The sequence below is a fragment of the Anaeromyxobacter diazotrophicus genome (genome assembly GCF_013340205.1).
In the GTDB taxonomy this organism is placed as follows: Bacteria; Myxococcota; Myxococcia; order Myxococcales; family Anaeromyxobacteraceae; genus Anaeromyxobacter_A; species Anaeromyxobacter_A diazotrophicus.
In genome coordinates this window covers 155456-177754 of sequence record NZ_BJTG01000008.1, presented here as the reverse complement: position 1 = coordinate 177754, position 22299 = coordinate 155456, and the positions used below count along the sequence as shown (strand labels likewise).

The window sequence follows — 22299 nt, the reverse complement described above, 5'->3', positions numbered from 1 at the left end:
GCGGGTTACGGCATGGGCGTGGGAGCGGCCACGCGGCGAGCGCTCGCCGGCTTCGGTTACGTCGTCCTCGGCCTCCTCGCGGCGGCCGGGGTGGTGCTCTCCTGCGCCTTCCTAGCCATCTCGACCGACCTCGGGCGCGGGCTCATCGTGCCCCCCGCGCTCCGGGCCGCGGACGACGCCATCGCCGGCAGCATCCAGCTGCAGGGCTTCCGGCTGCTCGGCCAGGGCGGCCTGGAGCTCCTGGGCGCGAAGGTGATCGACCCGGACGGCGACGTCGTCCTCGCGCTGCGCCGCGCCCGCGTCTACCCGGACCTGGGCCGGATCCGGTCCAAGGTGATCGGGCTCCGGATCGAGCTCGACGGACCCGAGGTGGTGCTGAAGCGCGAGGAGGACGGCGGGCTCTCCCTGGCGCGCGCGTTCGCGCCGACGCACCCGAGCCCGAAGACCCAGACCTCCTCCACCACCTGGACCTTCCGCCTGGTGCGGCTCACCCTGCGCGGCGGCAGCGTCCGCTACGTCCCCGGGGACGGCGGGCCCGGGTACGCGGCGAGCGGGCTCGACGCCGACGCCCGCGCCCTGTACGCGCCGGACCGGGCCGGCGGGGAGCTGTCGCTCCGGGGCGAGCTGACCGAGCCGGAGCGGGCGCCGCTCGCGCTCGAGCTGGCCGGGGGCCTGCGCGGCAAGGTCGTCCGCCTGCGGCAGCTGCGCCTGGCGGTGGGCGACACGGCGCTCGAGGCGGTGGCGCAGCTCGACCAGGCCACCTGGCGGGGCCGCGCCGCGGTCCTGTCGCTGGCCGTGGACGCCGCCGAGGTGCGGCGCCTCGCGCCGCGCGCGCCCCTGGCGGGCGATCTCACCGGGACGCTCTACGCCGAGTCCGACGGGAGCGAGGCCACCGCCGCGCTCGACCTCCGCCCGCGGGGCGGCGGGGCGGCGCGGGCGGCGGCGGCGGTGCAGCTCCCGCCGGCGGCGCTGGCGGGCGGCGCCGAGGTGCACCTCGACGACCTGGACCTCTCGCGGGTGCTGCGCGGCGCGCCCGCGACCTCGCTCAGGCTGCAGGCGCGGGGGAGGGCGCGCGGCCGCGACCTCGCCTCGCTCCAGGCGGCGCTCGCGCTCTCGCTCGCGCCGTCGCGGGTGCGGGCGGGGCGGCTCGGGCCGGTCGAGCTGCGCGCCTCCGCGGCGGGGGGCGCGTACGACCTCTCCCGCCTCGACGCGACCCTGCCCGGCGCGGCGCTCACCGGCAGCGGGAGGTGGCGGCCGAAGGGCGCGCTGGCGGGCCACCTCGCGCTCGACGCCCGCGACCTGGCCCTGCTGCGCCGCAACCTCCAGGACCTGCTCGGCCGTCCGCTCCCGCCGCTCTCCGGCGCGGTGGCGGTGGACGCCGACCTCTCCGGCACCGAGGCGGCGCCCTCGGTGCAGCTCCGCGCCCGCGCCCCCTCCATCGGCGCGGGCGGGGTCTCGGCCGCCGGGGTCGCGCTCACCGCCTCCACCTCCGGGGCGCTCTCCTCGCCGCGGGTCCAGCTGGACGGCCGGGCCGACCGCCTCGTCGCGGGCCGCCTCGACGCGCGGGCGCTCGCGGTGCGGGGCCAGGTGGAGCGCCTGGCGGGGGAGCTCGCGGTCACCGCCTCGGTGCCGCTGGTCGGCCCGGACCCGCTCGCGCTGCGCGCCACCGGCGCGCTCTCGCCCGACCGCCGCGTGCTGACCCTGTCGGCGCTCTCGCTCGCCTGGCCGGGCGACCGCTTCGAGCTCGCCGCCCCCGCCCGCGTGACCCTGGCCGGACCGTCCGTCGATCGGCTCGCGCTCGCCGCGGGGTCGCAGCGGATCGAGCTGGCGGGCGGCCTCTCGGGCCCTCCCGCCCGGCGCGCGCTCGACGCCCGGCTGCACCTCGCCGCGCTCGACCTGGCGCACCTGCCCCGGGCGCTCCTGCCGCCGCGGCTCGCGCTGGCCGGCCGGCTCGACGCCGACGCCGAGGCGAAGGGGTCGCCGGCCGAGCCCGCGGTGACGGCGCAGGTGCGCCTCGCGGACGGCGCGCTGCTCGGGATGGAGGGCCTCACGGCCCGCGCCGACCTCGGCTACGACGGCGCGCGCCGGCGAGCGCGCCTGGACCTCGCCGCGCAGCGGGCCGCCGGCGGCGCGCTCGAGGTCCGGGGGGAGCTGCCGGTGGCGCTCGCGCGCGCGGGGTCCCGCGAGCCGCTCGACCTGCACCTCGCCGTCCGGGACTTCCCGCTCGGCGAGGCGCTGCGGCTCGCGCGGGTGGAGCCGCCCGAACCGGTGGCCGGGGCGCTCGGCCTGGAGGCGCGCCTCGGCGGCACGGCCGGGGCGCCCACCGCCGAGGCCACGGCGGCGCTCGAGCGCGCCTCCTACGGCGCGCTCGACGGCGTGGCGGTGCGGCTGGCCCTCCGCGGCGCCGGGCGCGAGACGCACCTCACCGCGACCGCGGACGCGCGGGCCACGCGGGCCGCCGAGGTGGAGGCGTCCTTGCCGCTCGACTGGGCGCGGCTGCTGCGCGCGCCCGGGGAGGTGGCGCGCGGCCTCGCCGCCGCGCCGCTCACCGCGCAGGCCGCGGTGCCCGGCTACGACCTGTCGCTCCTCGCCGGCCGGCTGGGCGTCCCCAAGGAGCTGCGCGGCCGACTCGCGGCGCGGCTCACGGTGAAGGGCACGGCGCGCGCGCCGCGCGGGGACGGGACGGTGGATCTCACCGGCGGCACGGTGGCGGGGTACCCGGACGTCGAGGCGCACCTCGCCGCGGTCGCCGCGGCGGACGCGACCCGGCTCGAGGGGCGCGGGGCGCTGGAGCGCGAGGAGGTGCTCCGGTTCACGGCCTCGCTGGCGCTCCCGGTCGAGCGGCTGGGCGACGCCGCCGCGCGCGAGGCGGCGGCCGTCCGGGCGCGGCTCGACCTGCCCCGGTCCGACCTGCGCCGCGCCGGCGCCCCGGTCCCGCTCACCGGCCACCTCGAGGGCTGGGCGGAGCTGGCCGGCAGCCTCGCCGCGCCGCGCCTCGCGGCCGACGTGAAGGGCCACGGGATCGCGATCGACGAGCGGCCGCTCGGCGACGTGGCGCTCACGGCGCAGGGCGGCGGAGGGGCGCTCCATGCCGGCGTCGCGCTCGCCGTCGCGAGCGGCGGGACGCTCACGGGCGCGCTCGACGCGCAGGCCGACCTGGGCCTGCCGGCGCTGCGCCGCGGTGAGCTGGCCCGGGCGCCGGCGCGCGCGACGCTGCGGGCGCGGGCGCTGGACCTGGGCTTCCTGCCGGCGGTCGCCCCGCGGCTCGTGCGCGCCGCCGCGGGCAAGCTCGAGGCGGACGTGACCGCGGAGGGGCCGCTGGCGCGGATGGTCCCGCGGGGCACCGCCTCGCTGAAGGACGGGAGCGCGGCGGTGGTCGAGTTCGGCGACTGGACCGGCATCGCGCTCGACGCCTCCCTGTCGGACGACGTCTTCAGGCTCGACCGCCTCACCGCCCACCGCGGGCACGGGCGGGTCGAGCTCAAGGCCGAGGCGGTGGGGCTCGCCCGCAAGGGCGCGCCGGCCGACCTCACCGGCTCCCTCGAGGCGAGCGAGCTCACCATCTCCCGCGCCGGCCAGGACTTCGCCACCCTGACCGCCAGCGCCACGCTCACCGGCAAGCTCGCCGCCGGCGACCTCGACGCCGAGCTCCGCATCCCGCGCGCGCTGGTGAAGCTCCCCGAGAAGCTCCCCACCCGCAAGATCCAGCCGCTCGACCAGCGGCCCGACATCGCCGTGGGGCCGTTCCACGCCAAGGCGCCGCGCGGCGGGGTGGTCGCTGCGGCCGGCCCGCCCTTCCACGCCAAGGTCCACCTGCTCGTGCCGAACCGGTTCCAGATCAAGGGGGACAGCCCGCGCGTCGACGTGGAGCTGCGCGCCGACGTGGTGGCCGAGGAGGACGAGGGCGACCTCTACCTCACCGGCACCGTGGAGACGCTGCGCGGGCAGGTGGAGCCCGTCGGCGGGCGGAGCTTCGACCTCAAGCGGGCCCGGGTCCAGTTCACCGGAGAGGACTACAAGGCGGGCGTGCTCGACGTGCAGGCCGTGTACGTGAACCCCAACGCCACCGCCACCGTCACCATCACCGGGACCGTCGAGAAGCCGGAGGTGAAGCTCACGAGCGACCCGCCCATGGACGAGGGGCAGATCGCGCTCCTCATCGCCACCGGCCGCACCGAGTTCAAGGCCGGCGCCGGGGGCGTGCAGAACCCCGTGCAGGAGGCGGGCAACGCGGCGCTCGGCGCCCTGTCGCAGCAGGTGTTCAAGGACCTCATCGCCGACAAGCTTCCGGTGGACACGGTCTCGCTCGACAGCTCGCAGCTGCGCGCCGGCAAGTACCTGACCGACAAGATCTACGTCGGCTACACGCGGCGCTTCAACGCCAGGACCGAGGAGAACGAGAACACCAACGAGGTGCGGGCCGAGTACCAGATCTCGCGGCGCTGGACCTTCGACGTGCGTTACGGCGACGCCGGCACGGGCGGCGGCAGCCTCATCTGGTCCAAGGATTACTGATCGCAGCCCCCGTCCCCGGCCCCTCCCGTTGACGCGCCGGTGCCCCCGGTGTATCGCCGGGAGCCCTCGATCGACCGAGGCAGGAGGACCGACGATGCCCCCCAGCGCCGCCCGCGCCGCGAAGAAGAGCTCCACCCGCCTCGAGTTCAAGGTGAAGGACCTCGGCCTGGCCGAGTGGGGGCGCAAGGAGATCGAGCTCGCCGAGAAGGAGATGCCCGGCCTCATGGCGGTCCGGCGCGAGTATGCGAAGAAGCGCCCCCTCGCCGGCCAGCGCGTCACCGGCTCGCTGCACATGACCATCCAGACCGCGGTGCTCCTCGAGACCCTCCGCGACCTCGGCGCCGACGTCCGCTGGGCCTCCTGCAACATCTTCTCGACCCAGGACCACGCGGCGGCGGCGGTGGCGGTGGGCCGGGACGGGACGCCCGACGATCCGCGCGGCGTGCCGGTCTTCGCCTGGAAGGGCGAGACGCTCGAGGAGTACTGGGACTGCACCGAGCGCGCGCTCGACTTCGGCGGCGGCCTCGGGCCGACCCAGATCGTGGACGACGGCGGCGACGCCACCCTGCTCCTGCACAAGGGCGTCGAGTTCGAGCGTGCGGGCAAGGTCCCGCCGGCGTCGAGCGCCGACTCGGAGGAGCTGGCGGTGGTGCTCACGGTCCTCGCGCGCGAGCTGAAGAAGAACCCGCGCCGCTGGACCAAGGTGGCGGCGGACTGCCACGGCGTGACCGAGGAGACCACCACCGGCGTGCACCGGCTCTACGAGATGCAGAAGGCGGGGACGCTCCTCTTCCCCGCCATCAACGTGAACGACTCGGTGACGAAGTCCAAGTTCGACAACCTGTACGGCTGCCGGCACTCGCTGGTGGACGGCCTCATGCGCGCCACCGACGTCATGCTGTCCGGCAAGCTGTGCGTGGTGTGCGGCTACGGCGACGTGGGCAAGGGCTGCGCCCAGTCGCTGCGCGGGCAGGGCGCGAGGGTGGTGGTCACCGAGATCGACCCCATCAACGCGCTGCAGGCGGCGATGGAGGGGTACCAGGTGGTGCGGCTGGAGGACGTGGTGAAGACCGCCGACGTCTTCGTCACCGCCACCGGCAACCTCGACATCATCACCGCCGAGCACATGCGGAAGATGAAGGACTGCGCCATCGTCGGGAACATCGGCCACTTCGACAACGAGATCGACATGGCCGGCCTGAAGAAGGTGCCGGGCATCGAACGCGTCAACATCAAGCCGCAGTACGACGCCTGGAAGTTCCCCGACGGCCACCGGGTGCTCATCCTGGCCGAGGGCCGGCTCCTCAACCTGGGCTGCGCCACCGGGCACCCGAGCTTCGTCATGTCGAACAGCTTCACGAACCAGACGCTGGCCCAGATCGAGCTCGCCACCCGCGGCGCGAAGTACGAGCGGAAGGTCTACGTCCTCCCGAAGCACCTCGACGAGAAGGTGGCCCGGCTGCACCTCGACCAGATCGGCGCCAAGCTCACCAAGCTCTCGAAGAAGCAGGCCGACTACATCGGCGTCTCGCCGAGCGGGCCTTTCAAGCCGGAGCACTACCGCTACTAGCGCCCGCTCGACCTTTCCACTCCCTCTCCCCCACCGGGGAGAGGGCCAGGGAGAGGGGGCCGTTCAAGCGGGCCGAAGTCGCCGCCACGCGAGCGCGGCGGCGAGGAGCGCCGCGGTCAGGGCGCCGACCGCCACCCCTCGCCCGAGCTGCGTCGGCCGGTAGGCGAGCCGGACCACGTGCTCCCCCGCCGGCACCGGGACCGCCATGAACGCGTAGTCCGCGCGCGCGAGCGGCGCCGGCGCGCCGTCCACGGTGGCGGTCCACCCCGGGAACCAGGGGTCGAGGACCACCGCCAGGCCGGGGCGCGGCGCGGTCACCGTCGCCTCCACCGCGCCGCCGTCGGCGCGCACCGCGCGCGCGGCGAGCGGTCCCTCGGGCGCGCCGGTGGCCAGCCGCGGAAGCGGCGTCTCCGGCGCGAGCACCGCCCGGTCGCCTCGCGCCGCCGCGAGGAGCGCGCCCCCCTCGCGCAGCTCCGCGTCGCCGGCGGTGGTCCACGCGCCGGTCCAGAACACCCGCGGCAGCGCCGGGGCGGCGTAGGCGAAGGTGGGGAGGTCGTACTCCGGCGCGAGCCGCGCCACCCGCGGGAGCGGCAGCCCGCGGTCCGCCACCACGAGCGGCGTGGCGAGGAGCGGCCACAGCGCCGAGGAGGGGCGCGGGCGCGGGAAGTTCGTGTCCGCCACCACCGGGCCGAGCGGCGGCAGCCGGTCGCGGCGGGTGGCCTCGAGGAGCTGGCGCACGCGGTCGATGACGCTGGGCCCGTAGCCGGTGGTCCCCTCCCAGCTGTTGCGCAGCGGCGCGTTGGCGGTGCGCCCCCAGTTCGCGAGCACCGCCACCCGGCGCGGCGCCGGCGGCGCGGGCACCTGCGGGGCGAGGTCCGCCAGCGCGGGCCGCTCGCCGGCGGCGGGCGCGGTCGGGTTCATGTCGCCGAAGGTGAGGAAGAGGTCGATCGCGCACAGCGCCGCCGCGCCGAGTCCCCAGGCCGGGCGCCAGCGAGGCGAGGCCGCCAGCCACCAGCCCGCGGCGAGCCAGGCGAGCGCGCCCGCGGCGAGCGCGACGGTGAGGCGGGCGCCCTCGCGCGCGCGGCCCAGGTCGAGCGAGAAGCCGGCGAGGTGCGGCAGCGCCGGGGCGACGGCCGCCGCCAGCGCGAGGGCGGCCGCCGCCCGCGCGAGCCGCCGGCCCCGCCCCTCCGGCGCGCCGAGCGCCTCGAGCGCCTCCGCGGCGAGGAGCGCGCTCGCGAAGGAGGTCACCATGAGCGAGCGGGTCGGGTTGCGGAACGAGCCGTAGCCGGGGAGGAGCCGGTAGAGCGCCTGGTGCAGCCCGAGCCAGGCGTCCTCGCCGAAGCAGAGCCACACGCCGAGCACGCCGAGCGCGAGGAACAGCCACAGCCCCCGCCGCCGCAGCGGCGCGGCGGCGGCGAGGCCGAGCGGGAGGATGCCGAGGTAGCCGGTCGCCTCCCACAGGTTCATCTCGGGGAGGTACCAGCGGCCGCCGAAGGCGCGGGGCATGAGGAAGAGCGAGAGGCCGTGGCGGTCGGGCCACTTCCAGCTGGTCGCGAACCGGTAGCCCACCCCGGCGCCGCGCGGGCCGAGCCCCGCCAGCTCGAGCACCGGCAGCACCACCGGCGCTGCGAGGAGGAGCCCGAGCGGCGCGGCGGCGAGGGCCAGCAGGGCGTCGGCGGGCCGGCGCCGCCAGAGGGCGGGGGCCAGCGCCAGCGCGTAGACGCCGGCGACGAGCGTCCCGAAGTAGGCCATCTGCGCCGCGCCGCCGAGCCAGGAGAGGGCGGCCGCGGCGGCGGTGAGCGCGAGGAAGCGGCCCTGCCCGCGCGCCGCGAACCCGTCCAGCCCGCACAGCATCCACGGCCACCAGGCGCAGGAGGCGGCGAAGTTCCAGTGCTGGAGGTGGGCGGTCTGCTTCGCGCCCAGCGCGAACAGGACGGCGCCGAGCAGCCCCGCCGCCGGCGAGAGCCCGCGCTGGCGCAGCCAGGCCAGCATGCCCCAGCCGGCGACGCAGAGGTGGAGCAGGACGCCGAGCGTGAGCGCGCGCGGCGCGTCCCAGGGCAGGGTGAGCCAGGTGGCCGGGTCGAGCACCGCCGCCTGGGGATCGCCGAGGAGCGGGTACCCGAGGAAGAAGCCGCGCTGCCAGCCCGGGACCTGGCCGGCGCGCAGCGCGGCGGCGGTCGCCTCCCGCACGGCGAAGAAGAAGTTGCGCAGGTCGGTCCCGACGAACGCCTGGCCCGGCGCGGCGGCCCGCGCGTGGAACGCGATCACCAGCGCCGGCACCGCCAGCGCCGCCGCCCACCACCCGGACGCGCTCCGCGCCCCCACGGCGGCTCCGGCCCGCTCCCCGCCGGGCGTGCTCCGCGCGGTCACGGCGACACCACAGGGCCGTAGGGCGGGGGCTCGTCCCCCGCCGCGCGCGCCACCCGCCACAGCTCGCGCCCGAGCCAGGCCGCGAGGAGCGCGTAGGCGCCGAACCGCAGCACCTCCTCGCCCAGGTAGAGCGCGTCGAAGTAGTGGACCAGCCCGCGCGTGGCGCGGGCCTCGAACGCCACGTGGTAGTCGGCCACCGCGACCGCCGCGTGCAGGGCGAGCAGCGCGCGCGGGGCGGCCGCCAGCGCTCCGGCGGCGCAGGCCCACAGCGCGTACTGCGGGCTCCACACCTTGTTGGTGCCGATCCAGACCACCAGCACGAAGGCGGCGCCGAGCCGGACCGCCCGGCCCGGGTCGCGGGCCGCGGCGCGGGCGGCGAGCGCGGCGGCGAGGGCCGCCAGCGCGACCAGGAGCGCCGTGACGGCGTTCAGGAAGCCGGCGTCGAAGACGAGGTGGGCGAGCCGCGGCGAGACCCGCAGGAGCTCCCAGACCGAGTTCTCGGCGCCGCGCCCGGCGTTGAAGCGCCAGAACCAGCTCCAGCCGTCGGGGGCGGCGAGCGCCAGCGGCAGGTTCACCGCCAGGAGGACGGCCGCGAAGGCCGCGCCCACCGCGAGGAGCGCGCGGCCGCGGCCGGGGCGGGAGCCGGCGCCGAGGAGCGGCGGGACGAGGACCAGGGGGAAGAGCTTGGCCGAGGCGCCCAGGGCCGCCAGCGCCCCCGCGCCCCGGAGGCGGCCGCGCTCGTGCGCGAGCGCCGCGGCGGCGAGGAGCGCGATGGGGAGGAGATCCCAGTTGAGCCCGCCGTAGTAGGCGAGCGCGGGCCCGCCGGCGAGCCACCAGGCGTCGGCGCCGCGCAGGCGGAGGAGGAGCGCCACGGCGAGGAGCCCGCAGGCGGCGAGGAACGCGTAGCTCACCGTGAAGTAGGCGAGCGGCGCGTGCGAGGCGAAGGAGGGGAGCCACAGCGCCAGGGCGAGGAGCGGTGGGTACTCGACGCGATCGCCGAGGTAGGGGGTGGGCCGGCCGCCGCCGAAGTAGCGGTCGCCGCCCATGGCCAGGAGATCGGAGTAGGCGTGGTGGTCGAACGCCCAGGGCCGGTAGGCGACGCCGGGGTGCGCCGCTCCGCGCGCGAGCCACGCCCAGCCCAGCGCGAGCCAGCAGGCCGCGACGGCGAGGGGGAGCCAGCGGGGATGGGGGCGCGCGGTGACCATCGCGAGGGCGGCGGACTATAGCGCAGCTCGTCCCGGGCGATCGCCGCTCCCCTCGCCCAGGCGGCGGGCGGGCGAGCCACGCGCGCCCCGGAGCGCCAGATTTTGCACAGAGCGGCCGCACGCGCCGCAAGGAGATGCCATGCTGTGGATCCTCGCCGCCATCCTCTTCGCCTTCTGGATCGTGGGGCTCGCGCTGAAGGTGACCACCGGTCTCATCCACATCGCCCTCGTCGCCGCCGTCATCCTGTTCGTGCTCGGCTTCTTCCGCGGCCGCCGCTCCACCGCCGCCGTGCCGTGAGGCGCTCGCCGGGGACGGGGTAGCACCCGGGGTGTGGCCCCCGGTGCTGCCCCCTTTCCCTGGCCCTCTCCCCCGGTGGGGGAGAGGGAACCGTGACCTGGAGTCCCCTCTCCCCTCGCCCCGCGCAGCGGGGAGAGGGGGCCGGGGGAGAGGTGCCTCTCGACCACGTCCGCCGGTCCCGCTAGCATCCCCGCCGCGTGAGCTCCCTCGACCGCGCCGCGGCGCTGCTCTCGGACGTGGTCGCCCGCACCGGCCCGTTCGCGCCGGCGGTCCTCTTCGGCGCGAGCTTCGTCGAGTACGTGTTCCCGCCCTTCCCCGGCGACCTGGTGGTGCTGCTCGGCGCCTGGTACGCGGTGCGCGGCACGCTCTCCTGGCCGCTGGCCTTCGCCGCGGTGACGGCCGGAGCGGTGGCGGGCGCCTGGGTCGACTGGCGCGTCGGGCGCGCGCTGGCGCCGGCGCTGGAGGCGCGCGCCGCGGTCCGCGGGCCCCTCGACGCGGGGCGCCTGGCCCGCTTCGACGCCGCGTACCGGAAGCACGGCGGGCTGCTGCTCCTCGCCAACCGCTTCCTGCCGGGGATCCGCGCCTTCCTCTTCGTGGCCGCGGGCGCGGCGCGCCTCCCGCTCGGGCGCGTGCTCCTCCTGGGCGGCCTCTCCGCCGCGCTCTGGAACGCGCTCCTCCTGGCGGTGGGCGCGCTCCTCGCCCGCAACCTGGACGAGCTGGTGGCCTTCTTCGACCGCTACACCCGGGCCGCCTGGTGGGTGATGGCGCTCGCCGCGGCGGCGCTCGCGGTCCGCCTCCTCCTGCGCCGCCGCCGTCCCCGGGGCGCGGCGTGATCGCGCTCGCCGCCGCGCTGCTCGCCGCCGCCACCGCCGCCGCGCTGCCCGAGGTGGACGCCCGCTACCGCGTCGAGATCGGCGGCGAGGCGGTCGGGTGGGCCCGGCTCGCGCTTCACTGCCAGGCGGACGGCTGCCGCGGCCGGTGGGAGAGCGAGCTGCGGGCTCCGGCGGAGGCGGGCGGGGGCGTCATCGGCTGGCTGGCGGAGCTCGACACCGCGCCCGGCGGCGAGGCGCGGGCGGTCCGGGTGCGCATCGCCGCGGACGGCCGCGAGCGGCGCCGCGCGCAGGGCCCGGGGCCCATCCCCGCCAGCCTGGCCGAGCTCGTGCTCGCGCGGGCCCGGGACGGCGAGGAGCGGTGCGTCCGCGTCCGCGACGAGGAGAGCGGCGAGGAGGGCGAGGCGTGCGCGCGGCGCGTTGGCGGCTGGCTCGAGGGCCGCGTGCTGGGGGCGCCGCTCCGGTACCGCGCCGCGCCCGGCGCCGCGCCGGACGAGGTGCTCCTCGCCGCGCAGGCGACCCGCTTCGTGCGCGACGCGGAGGCCCGGCTGCCGGCGGCGGCGCCCCGCGTCTCGGGCGCCGCGCTGCCGCGGCCGCGCGACGCAGCCGCGCTGTGCGGCGTGCCGCGCGACCCCGCCTCCGGCGCCGCGCCCCCCGCTGTCCCGCGCAGCTGGCCCCCAGGCGAGAGCTGCCGCGAGCGCACCGCGCGCTACCTCGCGCTCGCGGCGCGCGCGGGCTGGCGCGGCCGGCACGCGGTGGGGGTCGCCTACGACGGGCGCGCCCTGGTGTGGCACGAGTGGGCCGAGCTCCTCGTCGAGGGCCGCTGGGTCCCGGTGGATCCGTCCTTCGAGCAGGCGCCCGCGGAGGGGCCGCGCTTCACGCTCGGGCGCTTCGAGGAGGGCGACGATCGCGCGCGCGCCTCGGCGGGCCGGGCGCTCGCCGCGTGCTGGCTCGCGGGCGGGTAGCGGGCCGCCGCCGCGCGGGCTGCCCCGGCGGGGGACGAGCCCCCCGCCCTACGGGAAGGCGCTCGGATCAGCCGGCGGACATCACCCGCCGCGGCCGCCCAGGAAGCGCGCCACCGCCAGCGCCTTCGGCACGAGCGAGGCGAGGTCCACCCGCTCCTCGACCGTGTGGAACCCGGAGCCGCGCGGGCCGAGGCCGTCGATGGAGGGGATGCCCATGTCGCTGGTGGTGCTCGCGTCCGAGCCGCCGCCCGAGAGCGGCGCCTCGCCCGAGGCGAGGCCGCTCTCCTCCTGGCAGCGCCCGAACTCGCGCGCCAGCTCGGCCGAGGCGTCGGTGCGCACCATCGGCGGGCGCCAGGCGCTCTTCACCAGCTCCAGGCGCGTGCCCTCCACCGCGGCGGCCGCCGCGGCCTCCTCCAGCGCGGCGTAGAGCTGCTGCCCGTCCTCGGTCGTCACGTAGCGCAGGTCGACCTCCGCCCGCGCCAGCTCGGGGACGGTGTTGCGGGTGGTGCCGCCCTGGAACAGCCCCACGTTGACGGTGGAGCCGCGCCCGTAGTCGGTGAGCGCCTGGGCCCGGTCCACGAAGCGCGCCAGCGCCCAGACCGCGTTCTTGCCCCGCTGGTGCTCGGCGCCGGCGTGCGCCGCCACGCCGCGCGCGATCGCCGAGAGCGAGGCGACCCCCTTGCGCCGGGTGACGATCGCGTCCCCGGCGCGGCCCGGCTCGAAGCCGAGCGCGTAGGCCGCGCCCTGGGCCCGCTGCCGCAGGTGCGCCTGCGAGTCGGGCGAGCCCACCTCCTCGTCGGAGACGATGAGCCCGCGCACCGGGACGTGCCGCAGGAGCGCCGCGCGGGCCAGCGCCTCCAGCGCGAAGAGCGTCACCACCAGGCCGCCCTTCATGTCGAAGACGCCCGGGCCCTTGGCGAGATCGCCGGCGAGCTCGAAGCCGTCGAAGGCCCGGCGCGCGTGGACCGTGTCGGTGTGCCCGATGAGGAAGGTGAAGGGGCCCTGGCCGCTGCTCTCGAAGTACAGGTGGTCGCCGTACTTGGGCGAGCGGAGGCGCTCGGTCTTGAGCCCGATGCGGCGCAGCTCCTGGTCGAGCATGGCCACCACCGCGTTGACGCCGGGTGGATCGAGGGTGAACGAGCTCTGCCGCACCAGCCGCTCGAGCAGGCGCTGCATGGCGAAGCGCTGCCCCTGGAGCCAGGACAGCCCGATCTCGACCCGCTCCGCCAGCATGCGAACCCGTCGCCCCCTCGCGGCCCACGCCGCGCGCCGCGCCGCGGCGCGGGACGGTATAAGAGGAGACCATGGCGGCGAGCAAGCGTTACCGGGCGGCCGTGATCGGGGGCTCGGGCTACGGCGGGGCCGAGCTCATCCGGCGCCTGCTGCTGCACCCGGAGGTCGAGCTCGCGCGGGTGGCGTCGGTGGACCACGTGGGCGAGCCGCTCGCGGCGGCGCACCCCTCGCTGGAGGGCGCGACGGAGCTCCTCTTCGAGGAGCTCGCGCCGGCGCGGGCGGCCGAGGGAATGGACGCCGTCCTGCTCGGGCTGCCTCACAAGGTGTCGGCGCACCAGGTCCCGGCGCTCGTGGCGAGCGGGGTGCGCGTGGTGGACATGAGCGGCGACTTCCGCCTCAAGGACCCGGCCGACTACGCGCGGTACTACGGCGTGGAGCACCCGCACCCGGAGCTGCTCGCGCGGTTCGTCTACGGGCTCCCGGAGCTGAACCGGGAGCGCCTGCGCGGGGCGCGCCTGGTGGCGGCGCCGGGGTGCTTCGCCACCTGCATCGAGCTCACCCTCCTGCCGCTGGCGCGGGCGGGGCTGCTCGAGGGCGTGGTGCACGTGCAGGGGCTCACCGGCAGCTCCGGCTCCGGCGTCGCCCCCTCGGCCGGGACGCACCACCCGGTCCGCGCCGGGAACCTCCGCACCTACAAGCCGCTCGAGCACCAGCACCTGCCCGAGATCGCCGAGGCGCTGGCCCAGGCGGGGGCGCGCGAGCTCGCGCTGCGCTTCGTGCCGGTGTCGGCGCCGCTCTCGCGCGGCATCTTCGCCACCGCCTTCGTCGAGCTGCCGGACGCCTGGGACGAGGCGCGGCTGCGCCGCCTCTACGAGGAGGCGTACGCGGGCGAGCCGTTCGTGCGCGTCCCGCGGCGGCGCCTGCCGGAGGTGGCGGCGGTGTCCGGCTCCAACCACGCCGAGGTGGGCGTGGCGGTCGGGCCGGCCGTGAAGGGCCGCCGCACCGCCGCGCTCTTCGGCGCGCTCGACAACCTCGTGAAGGGTGGCGCCGGGCAGGCCATCCAGGACCTGAACCTCGCCCTCGGGCTGCCCGAGGGGCTGTCGCTCTCGGATACGGGACCGTGGCCGCCATGATGACCGTCGTCGTGAAGCTGGGGGGCGAGGTGGTCGCCTCGCCCGAGCTGGACCTCATCGCGCGCGACGTGCGGGCGCTCGTCGGCGCCTGGCACCGCGTGGCGCTCGTGCACGGCGGCGGGCCGCAGGCGAGCGCGCTGCAGCGCCGGCTCGGCCAGGAGCCGCGCCTCGTCGCCGGCAAGCGCGTCACCGACGAGGCGACGCTCGAGGTGATGAAGTACACGGTGGCGGGCCAGGTGAACGTGGACCTCTGCGCCCGCCTGCTCGCGAGCGGCGTCATGCCGGTGGGCCTGCACGGCGCGAGCGGGCACGTGCTGCAGGCGCGCCGCCGGCCGCCGCGCGCCATGACCGGCGCCGGGGAGGCGCCGGTGGACCTGGGCCTGGTCGGCGACGTGACCGGCTTCAACCTGGGCCTCCTGGGCGATCTCTGGGAGCGCCGCTACGTGCCGGTGCTGGCGTGCCTGGGGATGAGCGCGGAGGGGCAGGCGCTCAACATCAACGGCGACACGGTGGCGAGCCAGCTCGCCGGGGCGCTGCGGGCCGACGCGCTGGTGCTCGTCACCTCCACGCCGGGGGTGCTGCGCGACGTGAAGGACCCGTCGAGCCGGGTGGCGCGCATGACGCGGGCGGAGTTCGAGCGCGGCGTGGCCGACGGCTCGATCTCGGGGGGCATGATCCCGAAGCTGGAGGAGAGCTTCGCCGTGCTCGCGGGGGGCGCGCGCTCGGTGGTGATCGTGGGGCGGCTCGCCGAGGGGGAGCTCGCCCGCGCCGTCCTCGACCCGGGCAGCGTCGGGACGGTGCTGGCCGGCGGCTGACCCGAGGTCCGCCGCCGGCCGAGCGGGCCGCGTCTAGTGGAACTGCAGGCCGACGGTGGGGAACGAGACGAACGTGCTCGAGCCGCTGCGGGTGTAGAGGTCGAGGCGGATCTCGCCGAGCAGGTTCACGCGCGGGTTGATCGCGTAGGCGACGCCGCCGCCCATCTGGAACGCGACCGTGAGGGTGGAGTCCGAGCCGCCGGGGAAGGGGGGCTGGGCGTCGACGCTGACGTGATGCACCGCCAGGCCGAGCCCCACGTCGCCATAGAGCGCGACCAGGTCCGTGAGGGCGAGCGTGATCTTCGCGTCCGGGACCGCGTCGAGCAGCCAGAACGAGCCGCCCGGGAAGCCGTGGTAGCCGAACGCGCCGCGGACGCCGAGCTTGAGGCGCGCCTTGGGGGCGAGGTCCATCACGCTGTACATGATCTCGCCGGTGAGGCGCGGGCCGACGTCCATGCCGTCGGGCGGGAACTCGAGCCCGAGCAGCGCGCTGTAGTCCACCTGGCCCACGGCGGCGCCGAGCGAGGGCTCGCTGTTGCCGTAGGTGGAGGCACGGGTGGAGTGGGTGGGCGCCGCCTCGGCCGCGAGGGGCGCGAGCGCGAGGAGGGCAGCGAGGGTGAGGGTGAGCCGTGAGGTCTTGGTCATGGCGGCGCATTTGACCCGGAGTTCCGGGCGGCGGCAAGGGGCATGTGCCTCGGTCCACCGACGCGGCGCCGCCGGCGTTGGCCCCGCGCGCCGCGGCGCGTTAACCTGGCGACATGACGGGCGTGCGCCGGTGTGGGTGGGCAGGCGAAGACCCCCTCTACGTCGCCTACCATGACGAGGAGTGGGGCGCGCCGCTGCGCGACGACCGCGCGCTCTACGAGCTGCTCGTGCTGGAGGGCTTCCAGGCCGGCCTCTCCTGGATCACGGTGCTGCGGAAGCGCGAGGCGTTCCGGCGCGCCTTCGACGGGTTCGACCCGGAGCGGGTGGCGCGCCTCGGGCCGCGCCGGGTCGAGGCGCTCCTGCGCGATCCGGGGATCATCCGCCACCGGGGCAAGATCGAGGGGGCGGTGGCGAGCGCCCGGGCCTTCCTGGCGCTGCGCGAGGCCGAGGGCTCCTTCGCGCGCTTCGTCTGGAGCTTCGTGGGCGGCGCGCCGCGCCTGAACGCGCCGCGCTCCCCGGCGGAGGTGCCCGCGGAGACGGCGGAGAGCCGCGCGCTCTCGAAGGCGCTGCGGGCGCGCGGCTTCGCCTTCGTCGGCCCGAAGAGCTGCTACGCCTTCATGCAGTCGGCCGGGCTCGTGAACGACCACCTCACCTCGTGCTTCCGGCGCGCCGAGCTCGCGCGCGGGCAGGGGTGATCGCCGGCGGCAGGTGCGTTACCGTCATCTCAATGCCCGCGAGCGTCTTCGACCTCTTCAAGATCGGCATCGGCCCGTCGTCCTCGCACACGGTCGGCCCCATGCGCGCCGCGCGCGCCTTCGCGCAGGCGCTCGACGACGCCGGGCTGCTCGGCCGCGCGGCGGCGGTGCGGGTGGAGCTCTTCGGCTCGCTCGGCGCCACGGGCCGCGGCCACGGCACCGACAAGGCGGTGCTGCTCGGGCTCATGGGCGAGGCGCCGGAGTCGGTGGACGTCGCGACCCTCGCCGCCCGGGTGGCCGCGGCGCGCGCCGCGGGCGGCCTCGCGCTGCTCGGGCGCCAGCCGGTCCGCCTCCGGCCGGCGGAGGACCTCCACTTCGAGCGGAAGGTCCTGCCCTACCACCCGAACGCGCTGCGCTTCACCGCCGAGGGCGCGGCCGGCGAGGTGCTGGCCGCGCGCGTCTACTACTCGGTGGGCGGCGGCTTCGTGGTGGACGAGGAGACCGCGCGCGCCGGCGCCGCCGCGCCGCCCCCGGCCGTGCCGCACCCGTTCCACACCGCCGCCGAGCTCCTCCTCCGCTGCCGCGAGACCGGGCTCCCCATCTCCGGCGTGATGTTCGAGAACGAGCGGGCGCTGCGGCCCGAGGCGGAGGTGCGGGCGGGCCTCACCCGGCTCTGGGAGGCGATGCAGGGCTGCGTCCGGCGCGGCTGCGAGACGGAGGGGGTCCTCCCCGGCGGCCTCAAGGTGGCGCGCCGGGCACCGCGGCTGGCGCGCGAGCTCCGCACCCAGCGCGCCGACGGCGATCCGCTGGCGGCGCTCGACTGGGTGACCTTGTGGGCGCTGGCGGTGAACGAGGAGAACGCGGCCGGCGGCCGGGTGGTGACCGCCCCCACCAACGGCGCGGCCGGCATCGTGCCGGCGGTCATGCACTACCACCGCCGCCTCGTGCCGGGCGCGACCGACGAGGACCTGCACCGCTTCCTGCTCGCCGCCGGCGCCATCGGCGCGCTCTACAAGGAGAACGCCAGCATCAGCGGCGCCGAGGTGGGCTGCCAGGGCGAGGTGGGCAGCGCCTGCTCCATGGCGGCCGGCGCGCTGTGCGAGGTGCTCGGCGGCACGCCCGAGCAGGCGGAGAACGCGGCCGAGATCGCGATGGAGCACAACCTCGGCCTCACCTGCGACCCGGTGGGCGGCCTGGTGCAGATCCCCTGCATCGAGCGCAACGCCACCGCCGCCGTGAAGGCGATCCACGCCGCGCGCATGGCGCTGCACGGGGACGGCCGGCACTTCGTCTCGCTGGATCAGGTCATCCGGACCATGCGCGAGACCGGCGCCGACATGAAGTCGAAGTACAAGGAGACGGCGCGCGGCGGCCTGGCCCTGTCGGCGGCCCCGGCCGGCGATCTGAGCGTCGGGCTCCCCGAGTGCTGAAGGCGCGCGCGGCGCCGCGGTCGCCGGTGCACCCGGGGCGACCGCGCGGCGGCTAGTAGACCTGCCGCAGCGTGAGGGCCGGGCTGAAGCCGGTGGCGCCGGTGGTGCTCCAGCCGAGGGCCAGGTACACGTCGATCTGGAACTGGTCGGCGAGCAGCAGGTGGAGCGCCGGCCCCCCGGCGCCCCCGGCGCCCAGCGACTCGACCATGGTGGTGCGATCGATCGCGCCGAACAGGACCTGGTCGTAGAACGCCCCCACCTTGATCACGTCGCGCAGGAGCGAGTAGCGGAACTCCAGCCCGGTGCTGCCCAGCTTGCGGGCGAAGTCCGAGCCCGCGAACCCGTGCAGGTGGCTCCCCACGGACTCCTCGTCCGGGAAGAGCACCTCGCCGGCGAGCAGCGTCCCGTGCGCCTGCCACCAGAGCTCGTGCCAGCCGAAGGGGAACCGGCGCTGGTAGGAGGAGCGCAGCCAGACGGCGGGGTCGCTGGAGGGCGACCCGGTGTAGGCGCGCGCCTCGAGGTCCAGGGTGTGCTTGCGGTCGGTGCGGAGCTCGCCCGGGTTGAACACGAGCCTCGCCAGCGCCTCGCCGTAGGGCCGGGTCTGCGCCCGCGGCGTCTGGTCGATGAGCGGGTTCGCGCCGGTCGCCTTGACCAGCGAGAAGAGGAGGCGCCGCTCGACGCCGAGGCCGAGGCCGACCGTGAGGCGCGGGCTGAAGAGGCTCGCGTCGAGCGACGCGGCGAAGGTCGCCTGGTGGAAGTCGTCGAGGCGCAGATCGGACCGCTGCAGGGACAGCATGTCCGCGCGGACCGTGAGCGAGGGCCGGAGCGAGTCGGTCCACACCGGCGGGGAGAACCACCGCCCCTGCCCGAGGAGGCGGGTCAGCACCGGCCGGGAGGAGTCCGAGTCGAGGTGCTGGCGGAGGTTGCCCGCCGCGCGGACGCGGAACTCCCACCGGTCGTCCGTCAGGACGCGATCCTGCCCGCGGTAGTGTCCGCCCGCGCCGAGGCCCTCGGGGGAGTCGAGGGAGAGGTCGGGCGAGAACCCGCGGGACCACGGGCTGCTCGCGATGAGGATGTGCAGCTCGTACTTCTGGCCGGGCCGCAGCCGGGTGCCCGACACGACCGGCGCCTCACCTTCCCCGGGGACGGTCACCACCAGCTCGGGCTCGTCGAGCGTGGGCTCCTCGCCCTCCTGCTCCCCCACGGGGATGAGCTGGTACGAGTACTCCTGGAGCCGGAAGCGGGCCGCGAGCAGGCGCAGCTGCCGCTCCAGGGCGGGCCGGTTGAAGACGCCCGCTGGCATCGAGAGCTCCAGCCTGAACCGGATGGTCTCGATGTCGCTCCGCCCCAGGATGACGATCTTGTCGAGGCGGCCCTCGTCCATGCGGACGGCGATCTGGTCGCCCTGCACCTCGGCGTGGACGGTGGCCAGCTCGTAGCCCGCGCGGCGCAGGAAGCTCCGCAGCTTCGCCGCGACGGTGCGCGCCAGCGCGGGGTCGGCGCGGGCGTTCCGCGGCAGGTCCAGGACGCTCAGGTAGACGAGCTCGTCGTAGAGCACGTTCCCCTGAAAGACGACCCGCGGCCGCGGCGCGTGCTCTTCGGCGAAGGCGGGGGCGGCGAGCAGTGAAAACAGGAGGAAGAGCGCCTTCGTCGCCATGGTCCGGGTCCGCGGAGACTACTACACGGTCGAGATCCGGCGGCGGCCCGGGGCGGCTGCGCGTTGACGCGGGTCAACGAGCACGCCGCACCGCGTTGACGCTGAGAGTACCCTCGCGGGGCGGACGGCTTGCGGCGAAACGCCGCAGCCTCGTAAGCTCGTTTTCAACAGGCGCACTCACCCTTAGCGAACACGACCTCCTCCGCGAGGCCCGTCCATGGCGCTGCTCGAGGTGCGGAACGTCACGCTGCACTTCCGCGGGCTCACCGCGCTGGCGGACGTGCGGTTCTCCGTCGAGCAGGGCTCGATCCACGCCATCATCGGGCCGAACGGCGCCGGCAAGACGAGCATGCTCAACTGCGTGTCCGGGGTGTACCGGCCGCAGCGCGGCGCGATCCTGCTCGACGGCAAGGACGTCTCGGGCCTCGCGCCCTCGGCGCGCACCCGGCTCGGCGTCGCCCGCACCTTCCAGAACATCGCCCTCTTCAAGGGGATGACGGTGCTCGACAACCTCCTCATCGGCCGCCACGTGCACCAGCGCACCGACGTCCTGATGGGCGGGCTGTACTGGGGGCCGGGGCAGCGGGAGGAGATCGCCGAGCGGCGCCGCGTCGAGGAGGTGATCGACTTCCTCGAGATCCAGCACGTGCGCCACCAGACCGTGGGGACCCTCGCCTACGGGCTGCAGAAGCGCGTCGAGCTGGCGCGGGCGCTGGCGCTCGAGCCGAAGCTCCTGCTCCTCGACGAGCCCATGGCCGGCATGAACGCCGAGGAGAAGGAGGACATGGCGCGCTTCATCCTCGACGTGAACGAGGAGCGCGGCACCACCGTCCTCATGATCGAGCACGACATGGGCGTCGTCATGGACCTGTCGCACCGCATCACCGTCCTCAACTTCGGCGAGCGCATCGCCGACGGCACGCCCGACGAGGTGCGCGCCGAGCCGGCCGTCCAGGCCGCCTACCTGGGCGAGCCCACCACCTCGGCCTGGGGGAAAGCGTGAGCGCGCTCGAGCTCCTGCGCGGCGACGACACCTTCCCGAAGCTGCTCGTGCGCAACGCGCGGCGCCACCCCGGCCGCACCGCGCTGCGCGAGAAGGAGCTCGGCATCTGGCAGTCCTTCTCCTGGCAGGCCTACCTGGACGCGGTGCGCGAGCTCGCGCTCGGCTTCCGCGAGCTGGGGCTCGCGCGCGGCGACAAGGTCGCCATCGTGGGCGGCAACCGGCCGGAGTGGGTGATGTCCGAGCTGGCGGCCCAGGCCATGGGCGGCGCCTCGGTGGGCATCTACCAGGACTCGACCCTGAACGAGGTCGCCTACGTCATCGACCACTGCGACGCCGGCATCGTGGTGGCCGAGGACCAGGAGCAGGTCGACAAGATCCTCGACATGATGGACCGGCTGCCCAAGGTCCGGCACGTCGTCTACACCGATCCCCGCGGGCTGCGCGGCTACCGGCACCCGGCGCTCCTGTCGTTCGACGACGTCCGCGCGCGCGGGCGGGCGGTGCTGGCGCGGCAGCCGAGGCTCTTCGACGAGGAGGTGGCGAAGGGGACGGCGGAGGACCTCGCCATCATCTCCTACACCTCCGGGACGACCGGGTTCCCCAAGGGCGCCATGCTCTCCTTCCGGAACCTCCTCGCCATGGCGCTCGCGTTGCACGAGGTGGACCCGAAGCGCGAGTCGGACGAGTTCGTCTCGTTCCTGCCGCTGGCCTGGATCGGCGAGCAGATGGTCTGCCTCTCCTCGGCGCTCGCGATCGGCTTCACCGTCAACTTCCCGGAGGAGCCCGAGACGGTGATGGAGAACGTGCGCGAGATCGGGCCGCACGTGATGTTCGCGCCGCCGCGGGTGTGGGAGGGGATGGTCTCGTCGGTCCAGGTCCGCATCATGGACACGACGCCCTTCAAGCGGTTCATGTACGAGCGGCTCATGCCGGTCGGCTACCGGGTGGCCGACCTGCGCTTCCAGCGGAAGCCCGTGCCGCTCCTCTGGCGCGTCCTCCACGCGCTCGCCCACCTGCTCCTCTTCCGCGCGCTCAAGGATCGGCTCGGGCTGTCGCGCCTGCGCACCGCCTCCACCGGCGGCGCGGCGCTCGGCCCGGACGTCTTCCGCTTCTTCCACGGCATGGGGGTCCCGCTGAAGCAGATCTACGGGCAGACCGAGATCGCCGGCATCTCCTGCATCCACCGCGAGCAGGACATCCGCTTCCACACCGTGGGCGAGCCCATCCCCGGCACCGAGGTCGCCATCTCGCCCGCGGGCGAGATCCTGTCGCGCAGCCCCTCCGTCTTCCTCGGCTACTACAAGAACGAGGCCGCCACCGCCGAGGCGGTGAAGGACGGCTGGCTGCACTCGGGCGACGCGGGGCACCTCGAGGACGGCCACCTGGTCGTCATCGACCGGCTGAAGGACGTGATGCGGCTCGCCGACGGGACGCGCTTCTCGCCCCAGTTCATCGAGAACCGCCTCAAGTTCTCTCCCTACGTGAAGGAGGCGGTGGTGGTGGGGCAGGACCGGCCCTTCCTCGGCGCGCTCCTCTGCATCGACATGGGCATCGTGGGGAAGTGGGCCGAGAAGCAGAAGATCGGCTACACGACCTACACCGACCTCTCCTCGCGCACGGAGGTGTACGACCTCGTCGAGCGCGAGGTGACGGCGGTGAACGCGACCCTGCCGGCGGCCGCCCGCATCCAGAAGTTCGTGCTCCTCTACAAGGAGCTCGACGCCGACGACGACGAGCTCACCCGCACCCGCAAGGTGCGCCGGTCGGTGGTGGAGCAGCGGTACGGCGACGTCATCGGCGCGGTGTACGGCGAGGCCGAGGCGGTGGACATCGACGCCACCATCAAGTTCCAGGACGGCAAGACGGCGCGGGTGCAGGCGCGGCTGCCGGTGCGGCGGCTCGGGCCTGACACGCCGCCCAGGAAGGTCGCCTGAG

The 22299-nt window shown here is 76.0% G+C and carries 16 protein-coding genes; 11 read left to right on the top strand and 5 right to left on the bottom strand.

What is annotated here, in order from left to right; all coding sequences use genetic code 11:
• The first annotated feature begins 18 nt into the window (after positions 1-18).
• Positions 19-4515 carry a translocation/assembly module TamB domain-containing protein gene (locus tag HWY08_RS16795; protein ID WP_176067313.1) on the top strand — a complete coding sequence of 1499 codons (4497 nt, stop codon included), beginning with the start codon at positions 19-21 and terminating at the stop codon, positions 4513-4515.
• 94 nt (positions 4516-4609) lie between these two features.
• Positions 4610-6085 (top strand): adenosylhomocysteinase, encoded by a 1476-nt coding sequence (ahcY, locus tag HWY08_RS16790; RefSeq protein WP_176067311.1) that lies wholly within the window; start codon positions 4610-4612, stop codon positions 6083-6085.
• 63 nt (positions 6086-6148) lie between these two features.
• Here the strand turns inward: ahcY and HWY08_RS16785 are convergent, their stop codons facing one another.
• Positions 6149-8410, bottom strand: a complete 2262-nt coding sequence (locus HWY08_RS16785; RefSeq protein WP_176067309.1) for a YfhO family protein — start codon at positions 8408-8410, stop codon at positions 6149-6151.
• 41 nt (positions 8411-8451) lie between these two features.
• The gene (locus tag HWY08_RS16780) at positions 8452-9660 is read right to left on the bottom strand and encodes a glycosyltransferase 87 family protein (RefSeq protein ID WP_176067307.1); all 1209 of its coding nucleotides are present in this window, start codon (positions 9658-9660) and stop codon (positions 8452-8454) included.
• A 139-nt stretch (positions 9661-9799) separates the two neighbouring features.
• Here HWY08_RS16780 and HWY08_RS16775 point away from each other — a divergent pair, with 139 nt between their 5' ends.
• The 3 genes from HWY08_RS16775 to HWY08_RS16765 all read left to right on the top strand — a co-directional run bounded on the left by HWY08_RS16775 (position 9800) and on the right by HWY08_RS16765 (position 11753).
• Positions 9800-9958, top strand: coding sequence for a lmo0937 family membrane protein (locus HWY08_RS16775; protein ID WP_176067305.1), 159 nt, complete (start codon positions 9800-9802; stop codon positions 9956-9958).
• A gap of 197 nt (positions 9959-10155) precedes the next feature.
• Positions 10156-10791: a DedA family protein gene (locus HWY08_RS16770; protein WP_176067303.1), complete on the top strand. Its 636-nt coding sequence runs from the start codon at positions 10156-10158 to the stop codon at positions 10789-10791.
• Positions 10788-11753, top strand: a complete 966-nt coding sequence (locus tag HWY08_RS16765) for a transglutaminase domain-containing protein (RefSeq protein WP_176067301.1) — start codon at positions 10788-10790, stop codon at positions 11751-11753. Before HWY08_RS16770 ends, HWY08_RS16765 begins: the two co-directional genes overlap by 4 nt.
• An 81-nt stretch (positions 11754-11834) precedes the next feature.
• Here the strand turns inward: HWY08_RS16765 and HWY08_RS16760 are convergent, their stop codons facing one another.
• Positions 11835-12986, bottom strand: coding sequence for a M20/M25/M40 family metallo-hydrolase (locus HWY08_RS16760; protein ID WP_235969676.1), 1152 nt, complete (start codon positions 12984-12986; stop codon positions 11835-11837).
• A gap of 71 nt (positions 12987-13057) precedes the next feature.
• Between HWY08_RS16760 and argC the strand changes: the two genes are divergently transcribed.
• Together argC and argB are read left to right on the top strand one after the other, a co-directional pair.
• Positions 13058-14119: an N-acetyl-gamma-glutamyl-phosphate reductase gene (gene argC / locus HWY08_RS16755; RefSeq protein ID WP_176067299.1), complete on the top strand. Its 1062-nt coding sequence runs from the start codon at positions 13058-13060 to the stop codon at positions 14117-14119.
• Complete coding sequence (gene argB / locus HWY08_RS16750) at positions 14116-14934, top strand: acetylglutamate kinase (RefSeq protein WP_176067297.1); 819 nt, start codon at positions 14116-14118, stop codon at positions 14932-14934. Before argC ends, argB begins: the two co-directional genes overlap by 4 nt.
• Positions 14935-14967: 33 nt before the next feature.
• Here the strand turns inward: argB and HWY08_RS16745 are convergent, their stop codons facing one another.
• On the bottom strand, positions 14968-15579 hold the full coding sequence (locus HWY08_RS16745) for an outer membrane beta-barrel protein (protein ID WP_176067295.1): 612 nt from the start codon (positions 15577-15579) through the stop codon (positions 14968-14970).
• 113 nt (positions 15580-15692) lie between these two features.
• Between HWY08_RS16745 and HWY08_RS16740 the strand changes: the two genes are divergently transcribed.
• A complete protein-coding gene (locus HWY08_RS16740; RefSeq protein ID WP_209005172.1) occupies positions 15693-16274 on the top strand; it encodes a DNA-3-methyladenine glycosylase I in 582 nt (193 codons plus the stop codon).
• Between the two features lie 32 nt (positions 16275-16306).
• On the top strand, positions 16307-17704 hold the full coding sequence (locus tag HWY08_RS16735; protein ID WP_176067293.1) for an L-serine ammonia-lyase: 1398 nt from the start codon (positions 16307-16309) through the stop codon (positions 17702-17704).
• Between the two features lie 52 nt (positions 17705-17756).
• Here the strand turns inward: HWY08_RS16735 and HWY08_RS16730 are convergent, their stop codons facing one another.
• Positions 17757-19361, bottom strand: coding sequence for a BamA/TamA family outer membrane protein (locus HWY08_RS16730; RefSeq protein ID WP_176067291.1), 1605 nt, complete (start codon positions 19359-19361; stop codon positions 17757-17759).
• Positions 19362-19578: 217 nt separating this feature from the next.
• Between HWY08_RS16730 and HWY08_RS16725 the strand changes: the two genes are divergently transcribed.
• Positions 19579-20364, top strand: coding sequence for an ABC transporter ATP-binding protein (locus HWY08_RS16725; protein ID WP_176067289.1), 786 nt, complete (start codon positions 19579-19581; stop codon positions 20362-20364).
• A complete protein-coding gene (locus HWY08_RS16720) occupies positions 20361-22298 on the top strand; it encodes an AMP-binding protein (RefSeq protein WP_209005171.1) in 1938 nt (645 codons plus the stop codon). Before HWY08_RS16725 ends, HWY08_RS16720 begins: the two co-directional genes overlap by 4 nt.
• Position 22299: the final 1 nt, after the last annotated feature.